This window comes from Hyphomonas oceanitis SCH89, assembly GCF_000685295.1.
In the GTDB taxonomy this organism is placed as follows: Bacteria; Pseudomonadota; Alphaproteobacteria; order Caulobacterales; family Hyphomonadaceae; genus Hyphomonas; species Hyphomonas oceanitis.
The window spans coordinates 1-15,873 of the sequence record NZ_ARYL01000003.1 but is presented as its reverse complement, the minus strand read 5'-3'; the positions used below and the strand labels follow the sequence as shown (position 1 = coordinate 15,873).

At 61.4% G+C, this 15,873-nt stretch carries 16 protein-coding genes and 1 tRNA gene; 8 read left to right on the top strand and 9 right to left on the bottom strand.

Features of this window, described 5'->3' with window-relative positions; genetic code table 11:
- The first annotated feature begins 74 nt into the window (after positions 1-74).
- Positions 75-1,622 carry an acyl-CoA synthetase gene (locus tag HOC_RS02845; protein ID WP_035535793.1) on the top strand — a complete coding sequence of 516 codons (1,548 nt, stop codon included), beginning with the start codon at positions 75-77 and terminating at the stop codon, positions 1,620-1,622.
- 1 nt (position 1,623) lies between these two features.
- Positions 1,624-2,952 carry a GH1 family beta-glucosidase gene (locus HOC_RS02840; RefSeq protein ID WP_035535792.1) on the top strand — a complete coding sequence of 443 codons (1,329 nt, stop codon included), beginning with the start codon at positions 1,624-1,626 and terminating at the stop codon, positions 2,950-2,952.
- 58 nt (positions 2,953-3,010) lie between these two features.
- Here HOC_RS02840 and HOC_RS02835 read toward each other — a convergent pair whose 3' ends face one another.
- Positions 3,011-3,367 (bottom strand): DUF4870 family protein, encoded by a 357-nt coding sequence (locus HOC_RS02835; RefSeq protein ID WP_035535791.1) that lies wholly within the window; start codon positions 3,365-3,367, stop codon positions 3,011-3,013.
- A 143-nt stretch (positions 3,368-3,510) separates the two neighbouring features.
- Between HOC_RS02835 and HOC_RS02830 the strand changes: the two genes are divergently transcribed.
- From HOC_RS02830 to HOC_RS02820, 3 genes are all read left to right on the top strand, one after another.
- A complete protein-coding gene (locus tag HOC_RS02830) occupies positions 3,511-3,966 on the top strand; it encodes a MaoC family dehydratase (RefSeq protein ID WP_035535790.1) in 456 nt (151 codons plus the stop codon).
- A gap of 145 nt (positions 3,967-4,111) precedes the next feature.
- On the top strand, positions 4,112-4,522 hold the full coding sequence (gene msrB, locus HOC_RS02825) for a peptide-methionine (R)-S-oxide reductase MsrB (protein WP_035535789.1): 411 nt from the start codon (positions 4,112-4,114) through the stop codon (positions 4,520-4,522).
- Between the two features lie 74 nt (positions 4,523-4,596).
- Complete coding sequence (locus HOC_RS02820; protein ID WP_035535788.1) at positions 4,597-6,822, top strand: S9 family peptidase; 2,226 nt, start codon at positions 4,597-4,599, stop codon at positions 6,820-6,822.
- A 50-nt stretch (positions 6,823-6,872) separates the two neighbouring features.
- Here HOC_RS02820 and HOC_RS02815 read toward each other — a convergent pair whose 3' ends face one another.
- Positions 6,873-7,787: a carbon-nitrogen hydrolase family protein gene (locus HOC_RS02815; protein WP_035535787.1), complete on the bottom strand. Its 915-nt coding sequence runs from the start codon at positions 7,785-7,787 to the stop codon at positions 6,873-6,875.
- A gap of 217 nt (positions 7,788-8,004) precedes the next feature.
- On the opposite strand from HOC_RS02815, the gene HOC_RS02810 reads away from it, so the two are divergent.
- Positions 8,005-8,466 carry an XRE family transcriptional regulator gene (locus HOC_RS02810; protein WP_035535786.1) on the top strand — a complete coding sequence of 154 codons (462 nt, stop codon included), beginning with the start codon at positions 8,005-8,007 and terminating at the stop codon, positions 8,464-8,466.
- A 45-nt stretch (positions 8,467-8,511) separates the two neighbouring features.
- Here HOC_RS02810 and HOC_RS02805 read toward each other — a convergent pair.
- From HOC_RS02805 to HOC_RS20975, 6 genes are all read right to left on the bottom strand, one after another.
- Positions 8,512-8,588 (bottom strand) — tRNA-Pro (locus HOC_RS02805).
- Positions 8,589-8,641: 53 nt separating this feature from the next.
- Positions 8,642-9,112, bottom strand: a complete 471-nt coding sequence (locus HOC_RS02800; RefSeq protein WP_035535785.1) for a MerR family transcriptional regulator — start codon at positions 9,110-9,112, stop codon at positions 8,642-8,644.
- A gap of 20 nt (positions 9,113-9,132) precedes the next feature.
- Positions 9,133-9,426, bottom strand: coding sequence for an integration host factor subunit alpha (locus tag HOC_RS02795; RefSeq protein WP_034737518.1), 294 nt, complete (start codon positions 9,424-9,426; stop codon positions 9,133-9,135).
- A 138-nt stretch (positions 9,427-9,564) separates the two neighbouring features.
- Complete coding sequence (locus tag HOC_RS02790; protein ID WP_035535784.1) at positions 9,565-10,536, bottom strand: beta-ketoacyl-ACP synthase III; 972 nt, start codon at positions 10,534-10,536, stop codon at positions 9,565-9,567.
- Positions 10,537-10,563: 27 nt separating this feature from the next.
- On the bottom strand, positions 10,564-11,598 hold the full coding sequence (gene plsX / locus HOC_RS02785) for a phosphate acyltransferase PlsX (RefSeq protein WP_084146107.1): 1,035 nt from the start codon (positions 11,596-11,598) through the stop codon (positions 10,564-10,566).
- Between the two features lie 113 nt (positions 11,599-11,711).
- The gene (locus HOC_RS20975; protein WP_051624465.1) at positions 11,712-12,248 is read right to left on the bottom strand and encodes a ubiquinol-cytochrome C chaperone family protein; all 537 of its coding nucleotides are present in this window, start codon (positions 12,246-12,248) and stop codon (positions 11,712-11,714) included.
- A 74-nt stretch (positions 12,249-12,322) separates the two neighbouring features.
- Here HOC_RS20975 and HOC_RS02770 point away from each other — a divergent pair, with 74 nt between their 5' ends.
- Complete coding sequence (locus HOC_RS02770; protein WP_035535781.1) at positions 12,323-12,802, top strand: outer membrane protein assembly factor BamE; 480 nt, start codon at positions 12,323-12,325, stop codon at positions 12,800-12,802.
- A 112-nt stretch (positions 12,803-12,914) separates the two neighbouring features.
- Here HOC_RS02770 and HOC_RS02765 read toward each other — a convergent pair whose 3' ends face one another.
- Entirely contained in the window at positions 12,915-13,367 is a 453-nt protein-coding gene (locus tag HOC_RS02765; RefSeq protein WP_156950356.1) for a hypothetical protein, read from the bottom strand.
- A gap of 252 nt (positions 13,368-13,619) precedes the next feature.
- Here HOC_RS02765 and katG point away from each other — a divergent pair, with 252 nt between their 5' ends.
- Positions 13,620-15,794, top strand: coding sequence for a catalase/peroxidase HPI (gene katG, locus HOC_RS02760; protein ID WP_035535779.1), 2,175 nt, complete (start codon positions 13,620-13,622; stop codon positions 15,792-15,794).
- The last annotated feature ends 79 nt before the right edge of the window (positions 15,795-15,873 follow it).

Genomic DNA, 15,873 nt, shown 5'->3' with positions numbered 1-15,873 from the left:
GGGTTGGTTAAGTTCGACCAAAACCTGAGGCAGGCCCCGCAGAGCGGCCACCGCATCAATGGAGAGAGACGCAAATGCACCCCTTTCATCACGCCAAATCCCGGCCTGATCACCCCGCTTACACGATGGCGGGCAGCGGTGAGGTGGTCACCTTCCGCCAGCTGGACGAGCGCTCCAACCAGATCGCCCACGCTCTGCGCAAGGCCGGCTGCCAGCCTGGCGACACGATTGCCCTGTTTGCCGAAAACTCGGCCCGCTATTTCGAAGTCTGTTGGGCCGCGCAGCGCTCCGGCCTTTATTTCGTCTGCATCTCGTCGCGCCTCACGACACCCGAAGTGCAATACATTATCGAGGATTCAGGGGCGAAACTGCTGATCGCGGACGCGCACAAATCTGCCGTAGCGCAGGATGTAAAATCGGTCACTGACCTCGGCCACTACTGGTCAATTGATGGCGATATTCCGGGCTTCACGTCGCTGGAAACCCATCAGGCAAAGTTCCCTATCACGGCCATTCCGGACGAGATGGCTGGCACCGACATGCTCTATTCCTCCGGCACGACCGGACGGCCGAAAGGCATCCGTCCGCCGCTGGAGCGCAACCTGCCCATCGACGCCGACAATGTGCTCGTGCAGATTTGCCGGGGCCTCGCCGGTGTGACCGATCAGTCCATCTACCTGTCGCCCGCGCCGCTCTACCACGCGGCGCCGCTGCGCTGGAGCATGTCGATGACCAAGCTCGGCGCCTCACTCATCATCATGGAAAAGTTCGACGCGGAAAAATACTTGCAGCTGGTCGAGAAGTACAAAGTCACACATTCCCAGCTTGTCCCGACAATGTTCGTGAAAATGCTGAAACTGCCCCCTGAGGTGCGCGAGAAGTATGATGTCTCGAGCCTTCAGTTTGCCATCCATGCGGCGGCGCCTTGCCCGATCCCGGTCAAGGAACAGATGATCGCCTGGTGGGGCCCCATCATTGACGAGTACTATGCCGGCTCCGAAGGCAACGGCATGACATGGGCGCGCAGCGCTGACTGGCTGACCCACAAGGGCACAGTCGGCAAGCCGGTCCATGGCGAAGTCCACATCTGCGACGAGCAGGGCAATGAAGTGCCGGTCGGCGAAGAGGGCCAGGTCTATTTCGGCGGCACTGTTCCGCCGACCTATCATAACGATCCCGAAAAATCGAAAGGCGCCCTCCACGCCAGCCATGCTGACTGGTCGTCCCTTGGGGATGTTGGCAAAGTGGATGAAGACGGCTTCCTCTACCTGACAGACCGCAAGGCCTTCATGATCATTTCGGGCGGCGTGAACATCTATCCGCAGGAATGCGAGAACATCCTCATCACCCATCCCAAGGTCGCTGACTGCGCCGTGATCGGCGTTCCGGACGAGGAGTTCGGCGAAGCGGTGAAGGCGGTTGTGCAGCCTGCTCCGGGCCAGGCGCCCTCAGAGGAACTCGCCGCCGAACTGATGGCGTTCTGTCAGGCAAACCTCTCGAAGATCAAATGCCCGAAATCGATCGACTTCGATCCCGAACTCCCACGCCACCCGACAGGCAAGCTCTACAAGCGCCTCATCCGCGACAAGTATTGGGGCAACTCCAAGAGCCGGATCGTCTGACATGGTCAAGCCAGGTGACTTTCCGAAGGATTTCATCTGGGGTGCATCGACCGCTTCTTACCAGATAGAAGGCGCCCATGATGAGGACGGCCGCGCGCCGAGCATTTGGGATGCCTTCTGCCGAGAGCCCGGCCGCATCGACAATGGCGACACGGGCGACGTGGCATGCGACCACTACCATCGCTACCGCGACGATGTCGGCCTCATGCGGCAGCTCGGGCTCGACGCCTATCGCTTCTCCTTCTCGTGGAGCCGCGTCCTGCCCGAGGGCAAGGGCCAGCCCAACGAGGCCGGGCTGGATTTCTATGACCGGCTGACAGACAGCCTGCTCGAAAGCGGAATCGCGCCATGGGCCTGCCTCTATCACTGGGACCTGCCCCTCGCCCTGCACGAAGCGGGCAAGGGTTGGACCAGTCGCGAGATCGCTCCCCTGTTTGCGGATTACGCGACCCTGATGGCGGACCGCCTTGGCGACCGCATCACGCACTGGGCCACCTTCAACGAACCCAATGTCTTCGCAATGTTCGGCTACAAGATGGGCATCCACGCGCCGGGCATCCGTGACTACGATCTCTATCGCGACATGGTGCATGGCGTGAATCTCGCCCATGGATCGGCCATACAGGCGCTGCGGGACGCCCTGCCAGCCAGTGCTCAGCTCGGCGTCGTCCCCAACATGCAGCCCTGCCTGCCGAGACACGACACAGACCCTGACCATCTCGCAGCGGCGAGGCTCGATGCCTGGTGGAACCGTGCCTTCGCCGATCCCATGATCCTTGGCAAATACGACCCGATCGTCTCGGCCGCGCTTGGGGATCGCATCCGCCCGGGCGATGAAAAACTGATCAACCAGAAGCTCGACTGGTTTGGCCTCAACCACTATTCCCCGCTCTACGCGACGGCCGATGACGGGCCCGCAGGCTATCGCTGGGCCAATCCACCCGAGGATAGCGAGATCACCCTGATGGGCTGGAATGCCTCCCCTGAGGGCTTCCGCGATATCCTGATCGAGACGGCGGAGCGATACGGCCTGCCGATCTTCGTCACCGAGAATGGCGTTGCCGATCTGGCCGAGCCAGACGCGCAGGGCCGTGTGAAGGACGATGTGCGTATCGACTTCATCGACCGCTATCTGGCCGCTCTGCTGGAAGCGCGCGCAGCAGGCGCGGATGTGCGGGGCTACTTCGTCTGGTCGATGCTCGACAATTTCGAATGGGCAAAGGGGTACACCACCCGGTTCGGTGTCACCCATGTCGACTTTGAAACGCTCAAGCGCACGCCGAAGGATTCGTTCAAATGGCTCGCCAAGCTGACGGGCAAGCACGGCTGAAACGAAAACAGCCGCCCTGGATTGGAGCGGCTGTTTCCATATTCGGCGTCATCGCAGCCTAGAACATCCAGCTACCCGGATTTTCAATCGGTTGGCCGGCCGACAGGGCCTGCATACCCTTGATGCAGCGCACGATGTACCAGACCAGCGTCGCGAGCAGGATCAGAATGCCGATCAGCACCATTGTCAGAACAGCCCCGATCACACTGTAAAGCAGGGCCTTCCAGAAGATGTTGATCTGATTGTTGTAATGGCTTTCCAGCACGGGGTCGCCCTGACCCTTGCCAATATAGGCCATGATGACCCCGATAATCGGCGTGACGCCGATTACGATGCCCACAAGGTAGAGAATATAGATAAGGTTCGCGTTGCCCTTGGTGTTCGGATCAACGGAAATCTGGTTCGAATCTGTCATATGGCGTCTCCCAATTCAGCCCATTGGCGAAGTATTTGCGAGAATCAGCTCTACGTCCAGCAGATTGACGCTCAGTAAACCTTGCCGGATGGCGCTGCCCGCGCCAGAAAAGGCCCAAGCATAAACTCAGGAGGAATATCCTTATGGCTAACCCGAAAAAAGTCGCCTACGCCGATCTCGAATCCATCGCAGGCACTGAAACCGGCGTGTCCGACTGGCACACAATCGACCAGGACCGCGTCAACAAGTTTGCCGAAGCAACCGGCGACCACCAGTGGATCCACGTTGATGTCGAGCGCGCCACCAAGGCCATGGGCGGCCCCATCGCGCACGGCTTCCTGACGCTGTCCCTGCTGCCAATGCTCGGCGGCGAAACGCTGAACGTCTCCGGCGTGACCCGCGGCATCAACTACGGCTCCGACAAGGTCCGCTTCACCAATATGGTGCCCGTCGGCTCCAAGGTTCGCCTGCGCCAGAAATGCACGTCCGTGACTGAAAAGTCCGGCGGCAAGCAGATGATCATGGAAAACACGATCGAGATCGACGGCCAGGAACGCCCGGCCCTCGTCGCTGAATCGATCACCGTTCTCTACGGCTAGGCTCAACAGCCACAATCAGACTCATTTGCGGCGCCGGGACACCAGATGTCCCGGCGCCGTTCGTTTAAGGCCTGACGACACACAACCAATGGCGCTGAGGCATAATCGGACTATATTGACCGGGAACCCGACACAGGAGTCCCCCATGTCCGCCACAGGCACCAAAATTCAGCGATCCGACCGCGAATGGCGCGAAGTCCTCACCGAGGAAGAGTTCCGCGTCGGCGTGAAGGAAGGCACGGAGCGCGCCTTCACACCCGGCAATTACGAGAGCGAGAAGCGCGCAGGCAAGTATCACTGCAAGGGCTGCGACACCGTGCTCTGGTCGTCCGAACACAAGTTCGAAAGCGGCACCGGCTGGCCTAGCTACTGGCAGCCTGCCTCCGAAGGCGTTGTCGCAACCAAGACCGACTTCAAGATGATCATCCCGCGCACCGAATGCCACTGCGCCATCTGCGGCCTGCATCAGGGCCACGTCTTCAAGGACGGCCCGCCACCAACCGGCGAGCGCTGGTGCATCAACGGCGTCGTGCTGGACTTCCAACCCGACGAATAGGTCTGGACAGGCCCCATCCCGCCTGATCCATTCCGCCCCGACCCTAAGCCTCAACTGACACAGGAGCCGGCCGTATGCGCCTTTCTTTCCTTCTTGCCAGCGCAGCGACCGCTGCCCTTCTGACCGGATGCACAATGACTGATACCAAGCTCACCGACACTGCCGTCGAATCGCCGGCGGCCACGCCAGCCCCCCAGCCCCCCGTCGCCGAGCGCATCGACCACGAGATCACGCAGGTCGGCCGCACCCGCAATGATCCATACAACTGGCTGAAGGATGACAAGTGGCAGGAAGTCATGCGCGATCCGTCCGTGCTCGATGCAAATATCCGCACTTATCTTGAAGCCGAAAATGCCTACACCAAGGCTGTACTTGAAGACCCGACGACCGAACTGCGCGATGAACTGTTCGCCGAAATGCGCGGCCGCATCAAGGAAGACGACAGCACCGTTCCCGAGATCGACGGCCCGTGGGCCTATTACACGCGTTATCGTCAGGGCGGCGAATACCCGATCATCGCGCGGCGGCCGGCTGAAGATGCCTTCAACCCCGACGCTCCCGAAACTATCCTGCTCGACGGCGACGCCATGGGCGAAGGAAAGGACTATTTCTCCTTCGGCGGCATCGATACCAGCCCCGACCACAAACTGGTCGCGTACGCGGTCGATACGCAGGGCAGCGAGTTCTACAAGATCCACATCCAGGACATTGCCACCGGTGCCGACACCGCCGCCGAGATCGACAATGCCTATGGCGACTTTGAGTGGACGGCGAACGGCCGGGCCATCGTCTGGGTCCACCGCGACGAGAATGCGCGCCCCAACGCCGTCTATCAGCGCAACCTCGCCACCGGCGAAGACACGCTCCTGTATGAGGAAAAGGATCCCGGCTTCTTCGTCGGCGTCGGCAAGAGCGCCAGCGAGGATGTGGTCTTCATCAACGCCTCCGGCCACACGACATCGGAAGTCTACTGGTTCTCCGCTTCGGAACTTGATCCCGAGATTCACCTCATCGCCCCGCGCCAGACAGACAACGAATACTCCGTGGTCCACTGGGATGGCCAGTTCTACATCATCACAAATCTCGATGGCGCCGTCGACTTCAAGATGATGAAGGCCCCGATGGAGGCGAGTTCGCGCGACGCGTGGGAGGAAGTCATCCCTCATCGCCCCGGCACGCTCCTCCTCGGCATGCAGCCGCAGAAGGACTATCTCGTCCGCATGGAGCGCGAGAACGGCCTGCCCCGTATCGTGGTGCGCGCACGCGCGGATGGCGCCGAACACGCGATCAGCTTCGATGAGGCGGCCTACGACCTCGGCCTCGACAGCGGCTATGACTATAACACACCCATCCTGCGCTTCGATTATGCCTCCCCGGCCACGCCAGACCAGGTCGTCGATTATGACCTCGTCAGCCACGCGCGCACGCTGCGCAAGACCCGCGAAGTCCCCTCGGGTCATAACCCCGATGATTATGTCACCGAGCGCGTCATGGCGCCGTCATGGGATGGCGCCGAAGTGCCCGTCACACTGCTGCGTCGCAAGGATACGCCGCTTGATGGCACCGCGCCTGTTCTGCTCTACGGCTATGGCTCCTACGGCATTACCATCCCGGCAGACTTCCGCACCGGCCGCCTAAGCCTCGTTGATCGCGGCTTCATTTACGCCATCGTCCATCCGCGCGGCTCCATGGCCAAGGGCTACCAATGGTATCTCGACGGCAAGCTCGACAAGAAAACAAATACGTTCAAGGACTATGTTGCCGCCGGCCATTACCTGGTCGACCAGAACTACACGTCCAAAGGCAAGCTCGTCGGCATGGGCGGCTCTGCCGGTGGCCTCCTGATGGGCGCGGCCGCCAACATGGACCCTGAACTCTTCGGTGGCATCATCGCGGCTGTGCCCTTCGTCGATGTCGTCAACACGATGTCGGACGAGAGCCTGCCGCTCACCCCGCCCGAATGGCCGGAATGGGGCAACCCGCTGACCAGCGATACGGATTACGACACGATCGCGACCTACAGCCCGTATGACAATGTCTCCGACAAGCCCTACCCGCCCATGCTGATCACGGGTGGCCTGAGCGATCCGCGCGTCACCTATTGGGAGCCCAGCAAATGGGCCGCCAAGCTGCGCCATGAGGCCCCTGACGCCGGGCCTTACTTCCTGCGCATCAACATGGACGCCGGTCACGGCGGCGCCTCTGGCCGCTTCGAAGGACTGAAGGAAACCGCCACGGAATACGCCTTCGCCCTCGCCGCAGTCGGCAAGACGGACGAGCTGGATCTGGAAACGAAATAGGCAAAATGGCTCGGCCTGCTTCAGCCTCAGGGCGGTAGCAGGCCGCAGCGCTATCTTTGCGGCTTTGTATCCACGGACAGTTTGAACACATCCGGGCGGCTGTAATGGCCGCTCACGTCCAGATCAAACTTCGCCCGCTTGATCTCGTCCATGTCGATCTCGGCAGACACGATGGCTGCCTTGTTGAACACGGGCGCCGCCAGCACTTCACCCATCGGTGAAATGATACAGCTGCCGCCGCGTATCAGCACGGTGTCGGGCTTGGTGCCTTGCAGGGGATCAAACCAGTCCGCAGAGACATCGCCCACCGTCATGTACTGGCAGGCACTCACCACGAAACACCGCCCCTCCAGGGCAATCATCTGCAGTGTGGGCAGCCAGACATCCCGGTCGTCCACCGTCGGCACGCAATGCACCTGCGTTCCTTGGCTGTAGAGATGCGAGCGCAGGAGCGGCATGTAATTCTCCCAGCAGATCGCCATCGAGATCACGCCCATGTCCGATTTGGCGACCTCAATGGTGGAGCCGTCGCCCTGCCCCCAGATCACCTTTTCCATAGCCGTCGGCATCAGTTTGCGATGCCAGGCGAGGACATTGCCATCCCGGTCAATCGTCGCGCTGGAGCAGTAAAGTGTCCCGCCCTCGCGCTCGATAATCCCCAGAACAACGTTGACCTGCGCCTCTTTGACGAGCGACCTGATCTCGTCCATCTGCGACGAGTGCCGTTCAATCGCCCCATCAAAATACTGGCGGAACTGTTCGCGTCCCGCAGGCGAGCGCATGCCCACACGCACGCCGAAATCAATGCCCTTCGGATAGCCGCCGATAAACGCCTCCGGAAACACCACCAGGTCCGCGCCCGTCTTCGCAGCTTCGGTCAACTTGCCGGCAAAGAGGGAAAGGGTTGCGTCCGTATCGAAGAGTTTTGACCCGGCCTGCACTGCAGCCACAACAAACTTGGACATGGCACTTTCCCTTTTCGCACTCTGCACCGACCAACATGGCCCTCAGGCTGCTGCGAGGGCCTGAATATGTACAGTCGAGCGGAATGTCGAGAAATGCCTGTGCTGGCGGCGCACTGGCGGCCTTGTGGCGGGGCGATGGCGTACCGCTGGCGTGGAGGAGGGACGTCATTTGCGGTCTCCTGGGTCCATCTGATAATGGGAAACGCAGGAGAAAAAAATGTCCTTCAAAGCAGATGCAGCCAAGATCAAGCGGTGGCGTGAAGAGCGTTACTGGTCGCAGGAACATGTGGCAGACCTCGCCGGGATTGGCCTTCGCACCATCCAGCGCATCGAAAATGGCGAACCGGCCTCGCAGGAATCGCTCAAGGCGCTGGCGGCCGCGTACAATGTCGATGTCATCGCACTGTCGGTCGATCAGGCGGCCGAAGCGGCCAATACGGTTGCCCGCCGGAATGCAAAGACACGGGCGGCGATACGGCTCTCCCTGTGGATCCATCTGGCAGGCTATGCCATCGGTGTCGTCGTATTTGTCGGCATCAGCATAGGCATTGGTGGCAACACGTTCGTGATGAAATGGCCATTGATCTGGTGGACGGTGGGCTTTGTTTCCCACATTGCGACGGTCCTCATCGTTCACGTCGCCACACGCTATCAGGAACAGGTCGAGACAGGCGTTTGAGCCACCCCATTCCGCGGTGCAAACTGTACCTGTCACAAGTGAAAATGGTCGGAGCGATAGGATTCGAACCTACGACCCCTCGCCCCCCAGGCGAGTGCGCTACCGGGCTGCGCCACGCTCCGACTCTGGCGGCTTGTAGCCAAGCCGCCCCGGTTCCGCAATCGCTTATATGGGTTTAGGCAGCGCGGCGGCCACGCATCGCATCAAGGCGGGCTTTCAGGTCTGTCAGCTCGACCAATGCGCCCTCAAGGCGCTCCTGCCGCTTGGGCGCGGACGTATCAGGCAGCTCGGCATCGAATGCCTTCGCGACCTTCTTCTGCAGCTCGCGCGCCGGGCTGGCCGCTGTGCCCAGCTTGGCCGCGCCAGAGAGTACGGCCGCAAGCCCTTGCTCTGCGAGGATGGACTTGGCGCCTTTCAGCGTCATGCCGCGCTCATGCACGAGAATCTGGATGCCGCGCAGGGCTTCAATATCCTGCGGGCGGAACAGGCGGCGGCCATCGGCGCGCTTCACCGGTTTCACATCGCGCGGAAACTTGCTTTCCCAATAGCGAAGGACGTGCGTCTCAAGGCCAAGTTCAGCAGCTGCCTCTCCAATCGAGCGGAAAGCGTTAGCGGATTTTTCAACTCGGTTCCGTGAGGCAGTCATATCGCTATCCTTGTTTTGTTTCAGCCCTTGTCGACGCGGGCCTTCAGCATGGGAGATGGCCGGAAGGTGACGACGCGGCGCGGCGCAATCACGGCTTCTTCGCCGGTTTTGGGGTTACGGCCTTCGCGCGCAGCCTTCGAGCGCACCACGAAATTGCCAAAGCGCGAAAGCTTCACTTCGTCTTCATGCTCGAGCGCGCTGCCTATCATGTCGAGCGTACGATCCAGCAGGTCAGAGGATTCCTGACGCGTCACGCCCACTTCACGGACAATGGCGTCGGTTACTTCAGCACGGGTCAGGGTCTGGTTGCTCATGACGGTCTTTCGCCTTTCGTTAATGGGTAGCCAATGAATCTTAACGGATTCCTAGCAAACCCGTCAGCTTAAATCATTGAGAAGTTTCAGATTGCCCGATTAGACCCGAAAATTGTGGATGAAATCGGCCGCGCCGGATCAAAGGCGGAACAGGCTGGCGCCCCACGAGAATCCGCCGCCCATGGCCTCGGAAAGGATCAGGTCACCCTTCTTTGCCCGGCCGGAGCGCACAGCATGGTTCAGCGCCAGCGGAATGGACGCCGCAGACGTGTTGGCGTGCTGGTCGACCGTAATGACGACCTTCTCTTCCGGAATGCCGATCTTGCGCGCGACGCCGTCGAGAATGCGCTTGTTGGCCTGATGCGGCACGAACCAGTCAATGTCCTCCGCCGTCAGGCCGGTCTCATCGAGCACGGCCTGGATGGCCGAGGAAATATTCGTCACCGCATGTTTGAACACGCGGTTTCCCTCCATGCGCACATGGCCGATCGTCCCGGTCGAACTGACGCCGCCATCGACATAGAGGAGGTCGGACTTGGTGCCGTCCGTGCGGATGTGGTGCGTGATAATGCCGGCATCCGCCGCGCCATCCCATTCCACCGCCTCAATCACCACCGCGCCGCCGCCATCGCCGAACAGCACAGCCGTGCCACGGTCAGACCAGTCGAGAATGCGCGTGAATGTTTCTGCGCCGATCACCAGCGCCCGGTTGAACAGGCCCTGCTTCAGCATGCTGTCCGCCGTCGCCAGCCCGAACAGGAAGCCGGAACACACCGCCTGCACGTCAAACGCCGCGCTGGGGCCGCAGCCAAGCTTGGCCTGCACAGCCGTCGCTGTTGCCGGGAAGGTCTGGTCAGGCGTCGTCGTCGCCAGCACGATCAGGTCAATGTCCTGGGCCGTCATGCCCGCAGCATCCAGCGCCTGGCGAGCTGCCGCCGTCGCAATATCGGATGTCAGCTCGCCGTCCGCCGCAACGTGGCGCTTCTGGATGCCGGTGCGCTCGCGAATCCACTCGTCTGACGTGTCGAGCATTGTCGACAGATCTTCATTGGTCAGCACCTTCTCGGGAAGGTATCCGCCAGTGCCGCGAATGAAGCTGCGTCGTGTCATGAACGTCCTTTCCTTGCCCGACCGCGCCTATTCGGCGGCCAGGCCACCTTCTCTTATACGCGAGAGATTGGCGAGTATTTCGTCGCGGTAATGGCTGCTGGCAAGGTCTGCAGCCAATTCACACGCCTTTGCAAAGCCACGGGCATCGGTGCCGCCATGGCTTTTGACCGATACACCACCCAGCCCCAGCAGGACGCCGCCATTCACATTGCTCGGGTCCATTTGCGACCGCAAGGTCTTCAGCCCGGCCATGGCCAGGGCCGCGCCAATTTTCGTCATCAGGCTGGCGGTAAAGGCTTCACGCATCCGGCTGCCGAGCATGCGGGCAACGCCCTCGCCGGCCTTCAGCGCCACATTGCCGGTAAAGCCGTCGGTCACCACGACATCGACGGCCCCCTTTGAGATGTCATCGCCTTCGACAAAGCCGCGATAGTCGATGTCGAGCTTCGCGGCGCGCAGCCATTCATGGGCCTCGCGCACTTCATCATGGCCCTTCATCTCTTCAGAGCCGATATTGAGAATGCCAATGCTTGGCTTGGCAATGCCAAGCGCCGCGCGGGCATAGGCCTCGCCCATGATCGCAAAGCTCACCAGCTGCGCCGCATCGGCCTCAAGGTTTGCGCCCACGTCAAGCACAACGGTGCGTCCGCGCAGGGTTGGCCACAACGCCGTCATGGCCGGGCGGTGCACGCCCTCCATCTTGCGCAGGATCAGCATGGAAATCGCCATCAGGGCGCCGGTATTGCCAGCTGAAACTGCTGCGCCGGCCTCGCCATTCTTGACGGCCTCGATCGCATTCCACATCGACGAACCCTTGCCTCGGCGCAGGGCCTGGCTGGGTTTCATGTCGCTGGTAATGACTGTGTCGGAATGGATGATCTGACAGCGGCCCGCCAGGGCCTTTTGCGCCGCCACGAGGGGCGCCAGCACAGGTTCATTGCCATGCAGCAGCACCGAAATATCCGCGCGATCTGCCAGCAGGACAGCCAGGCCATCAACCACGACACCGGGCGCGGCATCGCCGCCCATGGCATCAATCGAGAGAATTGTGCCTTTAGCCATTCGGGCCTTCCTGCTGCGGGGAAACTTGGCGTTTCCACTCTGGCGCTGTTTACGGCGCGTCACCAACCTTGGCAACGCTGCGCCTGTACGTGCTAACGCACTTTGGCGCCCGTCTACCAGTCAAGATTTCCAGCTAAAATCTCCGAGTCCTGTTGCGCTTCCAGCCCATCGGCGAGCGTGCACAGCCATGCCGCAAGCCCTGCCGCGCGGCTGCTTTCGGTCACCGCATTACGGGCCAGTACGCCCTCAACAGCGGATTTGCGCGCTTCAGCGCTCGCTTCATCCAGCGCTGCCGTCAGGGCGAGGCCCATACCGTAATAGGCTTCGGCCAGTTTGCGCACCTTTCGCGCAATCGACGAATCACCCACGCCCTGCTCGCGATAGGCGGCGTCAAATCCGTCCAGAACGCGCGTATTCAGGGCGGCGGCCAGCCGCGCGGCCTCCTTGCCGGGGATGCCCCGTATCCGCCGCAGGGCCAGCGCCGCATGGACCATCACCATGCCTGCGCGCCCCTCGAATGTGTCCGCAACGTCGCCTGTCAGGTAGAAATCCGGGGCCAGCGCCGCCTTCATCAAGCCGGCATAGGCGTTGCCTGCAGCCGCCTTGCGGGCCCGCCGCCGCGCCAGCCAGCCGATTGAAATTCCTGTCACCTATGTACTCCTGTGTTGCCAAGGGGGGGCTGCAACCGCTAGGTCTTTCGCGAAGCCTTAACAGGAGTTTCTCCATGTCGCGACGTGCGATTTTGGCCATTGGCCTTCTCACCCTGCCGCTTACGGCATGCCTCACGCCCGCGCGCGACTTTCACGGCTATGTGGCGGATGACGCCCAGCCCCGTGACATGAAACCCGATGAAGACACCCGCTCCTCTGTGCTGGCACAACTCGGCAGCCCCTCCACCGAGGGCATTTTCGACGACAAGACGTGGATCTACATGTCCGACGTTCAGGAACGCATCGCCTTCCTGAAGCCGAAAATCACCAAACGTTCGATCACAGCCATCCGCTTTGGCGAGGATGACAAGGTCGATGAAGTGCTCGAATACACCGCTGCCGATGGCGAAGTGATCAACTACGCCTCACGCGAGACGCCCACCCGTGGCCGGGAGCTTGGCCTCTGGGAACAGATCTTCGGCACAGTCGGCGCCGTGCGCCTGCCAAACAGCGACGAAGCCACACCGGGCAACCCGACAGGCCGCCGCCAGTAGGCTGCCTATTCCGGCAGGGACAGGCTTAGCGACAGAACGAGATGGCCGCCCCGCAGGATGCCAGCACAAGGGCGCTCGCCAGCAAGATCGCAGCACGCGTTCGGCTCATCACCTATTCCTCCATGTCTGACGGATAGAGGTTGATCGACACCGAAAGGTATCCCTCTTTCGGATTGAGCTGGATCTGCCCTTTCCTGTGCCCCTCGCCGCCGAAGATGAGACTGCGGATCTTGCCGCTCGTCTGGTCGTAAAGCGTGTACCCCCCCGCCTCATAATCGGCCTTCAGCGCCGCAAAGCTGGCATCGACATCCTTCGGCAGCGGCGCCTTGCCATGAAAGCCGGTCAGGTCCTTGGCCTGATTGCACGTCTCGATTTTCAACCCGTCCGGAACCGGAATACCCTCCGGAAACGGTATCGCGCAGTCTGCACTCTGAGAGGGTGTCTCGCCGCCCGTCGACGGCGCCGATGGCTCGGCACTCGTCTGGCCGCAGCCCACCGCTGTCACGAGACATATCCCGAACAAAAGCGCGCGTGTGCCGCGCCCCACCCCTGAACTGAACCGCATCTGAAACTCCTCTGACTGCATCTCCACTACCTTCAACGCATGCAAGGCGACGACCCCGCCAGAAATTATGGCGGGCATGGGCCCTTTTTCGCGTGGAGCACGTGCCGCCCGGTCATTGAATAATCCACGCGCGCCTGACCTATAGATTTTGCCTATAGATCCGCATCCCAGTTTCAATTGGGGCGCTGGCCCGCGCCATGTTACCCTCCGTCAACTTGCAGAGAATGCGGTCAATCAGCATCGGAGAAAATAATGGACGGAAACGACACACCCAGCGTTGGCAAATGCCCGGTCATGCATGGCGGGATGACCTCTATGGGTCGCACGGTCACGGAATGGTGGCCGAACGCACTCAACCTCGACATCCTCAGCCAGCACGACACCAAGACCAACCCCATGGGCAAGGACTTCGACTATCACGAAGAGCTGAAAAAGCTCGACGTCAAAGCCCTCAAGCAAGACCTCACCGATCTGATGACCGACAGCCAGCCCTGGTGGCCCGCTGACTGGGGCCATTACGGCGGCCTGATGATCCGCCTCGCCTGGCACGCCGCAGGCTCCTACCGCCTGTTCGACGGACGCGGCGGCGCGGGCACCGGCAACCAGCGCTTCGCGCCCCTCAATTCGTGGCCGGACAATGGCAATCTCGACAAGGCCCGCCGCCTCCTGTGGCCGATCAAGAAGAAATACGGCAACAAGGTTTCCTGGGCCGACCTCTACATCCTCGCCGGCAACGTCGCCTACGAATCCATGGGCTTCAAGACCTTCGGTTTCGCCTTTGGTCGCGAAGACATCTGGGCGCCGGAAGAAGACGTCTACTGGGGCTCGGAAAAGGAATGGCTGTCTGACAGCGTTCAGCGCTATGCCAACTCCGAAGACCCGGCCTCACTGGAAGCGCCCCTCGGCGCCGTCCACATGGGCCTCATCTACGTCAACCCTCAGGGCCGCGACGGCAAGCCCGATCCGCTGAAATCCGCCCATGATGTCCGCGTCACCTTCGCCCGCATGGCGATGAATGACGAGGAAACCGTTGCCCTCACGGCTGGCGGCCACACGGTCGGCAAGGCACACGGCAATGGCCTGGAGTCGAATCTCAGCCCGGCGCCGGAAGCCGCCGACATCACGGAACAAGGCCTCGGCTGGATCAACCACAAGACCCGTGGCATTGGCCGCGACGCCGTGACCAGCGGCCTTGAAGGCGCGTGGACCACCCACCCGACCCAATGGGACAATGGCTATTTCGACCTCCTGCTGAACCATGAGTGGGAGCTGAAGAAGAGCCCCGCCGGCGCATGGCAGTGGCAGCCCGTCAGCATCAAGGAAGAAGACATGCCGGTCGACGTCGAGGATCCCTCGATCCGCAAGATGCCGATCATGACCGATGCCGACATGGCGATGAAGATGGACCCGGACTACCGGAAAATCTCCGAGCGTTTCTATAACGACTTCGATTATTTCTCCGACCAGTTCGCCCGCACATGGTTCAAGCTGACCCACCGCGACATGGGACCAAAGGCCCGCTACTTCGGCCCGGAAGTGCCGCAGGAAGACCTGATCTGGCAGGACCCGATCCCGGCTGGCAGCACCGGCTATGATGTCGAAGCCGTCAAGGCGAAGATCGCCGCCAGCGGCCTCTCCGTCAGCGAGATGGTCTCCACCGCCTGGGACAGCGCCCGCACCTATCGCCAGTCCGACATGCGCGGCGGCGCCAATGGGGCACGCATACGCCTCGCGCCGCAAAAGGACTGGGAAGGCAACGAGCCCGCCCGTCTGGCCAAAGTCCTGAAAGTGCTCGAAGGCATCGCCTCCGGCTCTGGCGCCAGCCTCGCTGACGTTATTGTCCTCGCCGGCAATGTCGGCGTTGAAAAAGCAGCCAAGGCGGCTGGTCATGACGTGAAGGTGCCTTTCTCACCGGGCCGCGGCGACGCAACCGCCGAGATGACCGATGCGGATTCCTTCAATCCACTCGAGCCACTGGTGGATGGTTATCGCAACTACCAGAAGGCCGAATACGACGTCGCGCCGGAAGAGCTGATGCTCGACCGGACCCAGCTGATGGGCCTCACCGCGCCGGAAATGACTGTCCTTGTCGGCGGCATGCGCACCATCGGCACCAATCATGGCGGCACAAAGCACGGTGTGTTCACGGATAATGTCGGCGCCCTGTCCACCGACTTCTTCGTCAACCTGACCGACACCAACAACTACTGGCGCCCATCCGGCAACGGCCTCTACGAAATCCGCGATCGGGCAACCGACGCAGTGAAGTGGACCGCCACCCGCATGGACCTGGTCTTTGGTTCCAACTCGGTCCTCCGCGCCTATGCGGAAGTCTACGCCCAGGACGACAGCAAGGAGAAGTTCATCAAGGACTTCGTCGCCGCCTGGACCAAGGTGATGAACGCCGACCGGTTCGACATCGCCTGACCGAAACGACACCCCAAAAGGAAAAGCCCCGGCGCATCTGCACCGGGGCTTAATGGGATGGTCCGCCCCGTCTCCTCAC

Excerpts from the sequence above, each read along its gene's own strand:
- HOC_RS02845 (WP_035535793.1), top strand. The coding sequence starts at position 75 with ATGCACCCCTTTCATCACGCCAAATCCCGGCCTGATCACCCCGCTTAC.
- HOC_RS02840 (WP_035535792.1), top strand. The coding sequence starts at position 1,624 with ATGGTCAAGCCAGGTGACTTTCCGAAGGATTTCATCTGGGGTGCATCG.
- HOC_RS02835 (WP_035535791.1), bottom strand. The coding sequence starts at position 3,367 with ATGACAGATTCGAACCAGATTTCCGTTGATCCGAACACCAAGGGCAAC.
- HOC_RS02830 (WP_035535790.1), top strand. The coding sequence starts at position 3,511 with ATGGCTAACCCGAAAAAAGTCGCCTACGCCGATCTCGAATCCATCGCA.
- msrB (WP_035535789.1), top strand. The coding sequence starts at position 4,112 with ATGTCCGCCACAGGCACCAAAATTCAGCGATCCGACCGCGAATGGCGC.
- HOC_RS02820 (WP_035535788.1), top strand. The coding sequence starts at position 4,597 with ATGCGCCTTTCTTTCCTTCTTGCCAGCGCAGCGACCGCTGCCCTTCTG.
- HOC_RS02815 (WP_035535787.1), bottom strand. The coding sequence starts at position 7,787 with ATGTCCAAGTTTGTTGTGGCTGCAGTGCAGGCCGGGTCAAAACTCTTC.
- HOC_RS02810 (WP_035535786.1), top strand. The coding sequence starts at position 8,005 with ATGTCCTTCAAAGCAGATGCAGCCAAGATCAAGCGGTGGCGTGAAGAG.
- HOC_RS02800 (WP_035535785.1), bottom strand. The coding sequence starts at position 9,112 with ATGACTGCCTCACGGAACCGAGTTGAAAAATCCGCTAACGCTTTCCGC.
- HOC_RS02795 (WP_034737518.1), bottom strand. The coding sequence starts at position 9,426 with ATGAGCAACCAGACCCTGACCCGTGCTGAAGTAACCGACGCCATTGTC.
- HOC_RS02790 (WP_035535784.1), bottom strand. The coding sequence starts at position 10,536 with ATGACACGACGCAGCTTCATTCGCGGCACTGGCGGATACCTTCCCGAG.
- plsX (WP_084146107.1), bottom strand. The coding sequence starts at position 11,598 with ATGGCTAAAGGCACAATTCTCTCGATTGATGCCATGGGCGGCGATGCC.
- HOC_RS02770 (WP_035535781.1), top strand. The coding sequence starts at position 12,323 with ATGTCGCGACGTGCGATTTTGGCCATTGGCCTTCTCACCCTGCCGCTT.
- HOC_RS02765 (WP_156950356.1), bottom strand. The coding sequence starts at position 13,367 with ATGCGGTTCAGTTCAGGGGTGGGGCGCGGCACACGCGCGCTTTTGTTC.
- katG (WP_035535779.1), top strand. The coding sequence starts at position 13,620 with ATGGACGGAAACGACACACCCAGCGTTGGCAAATGCCCGGTCATGCAT.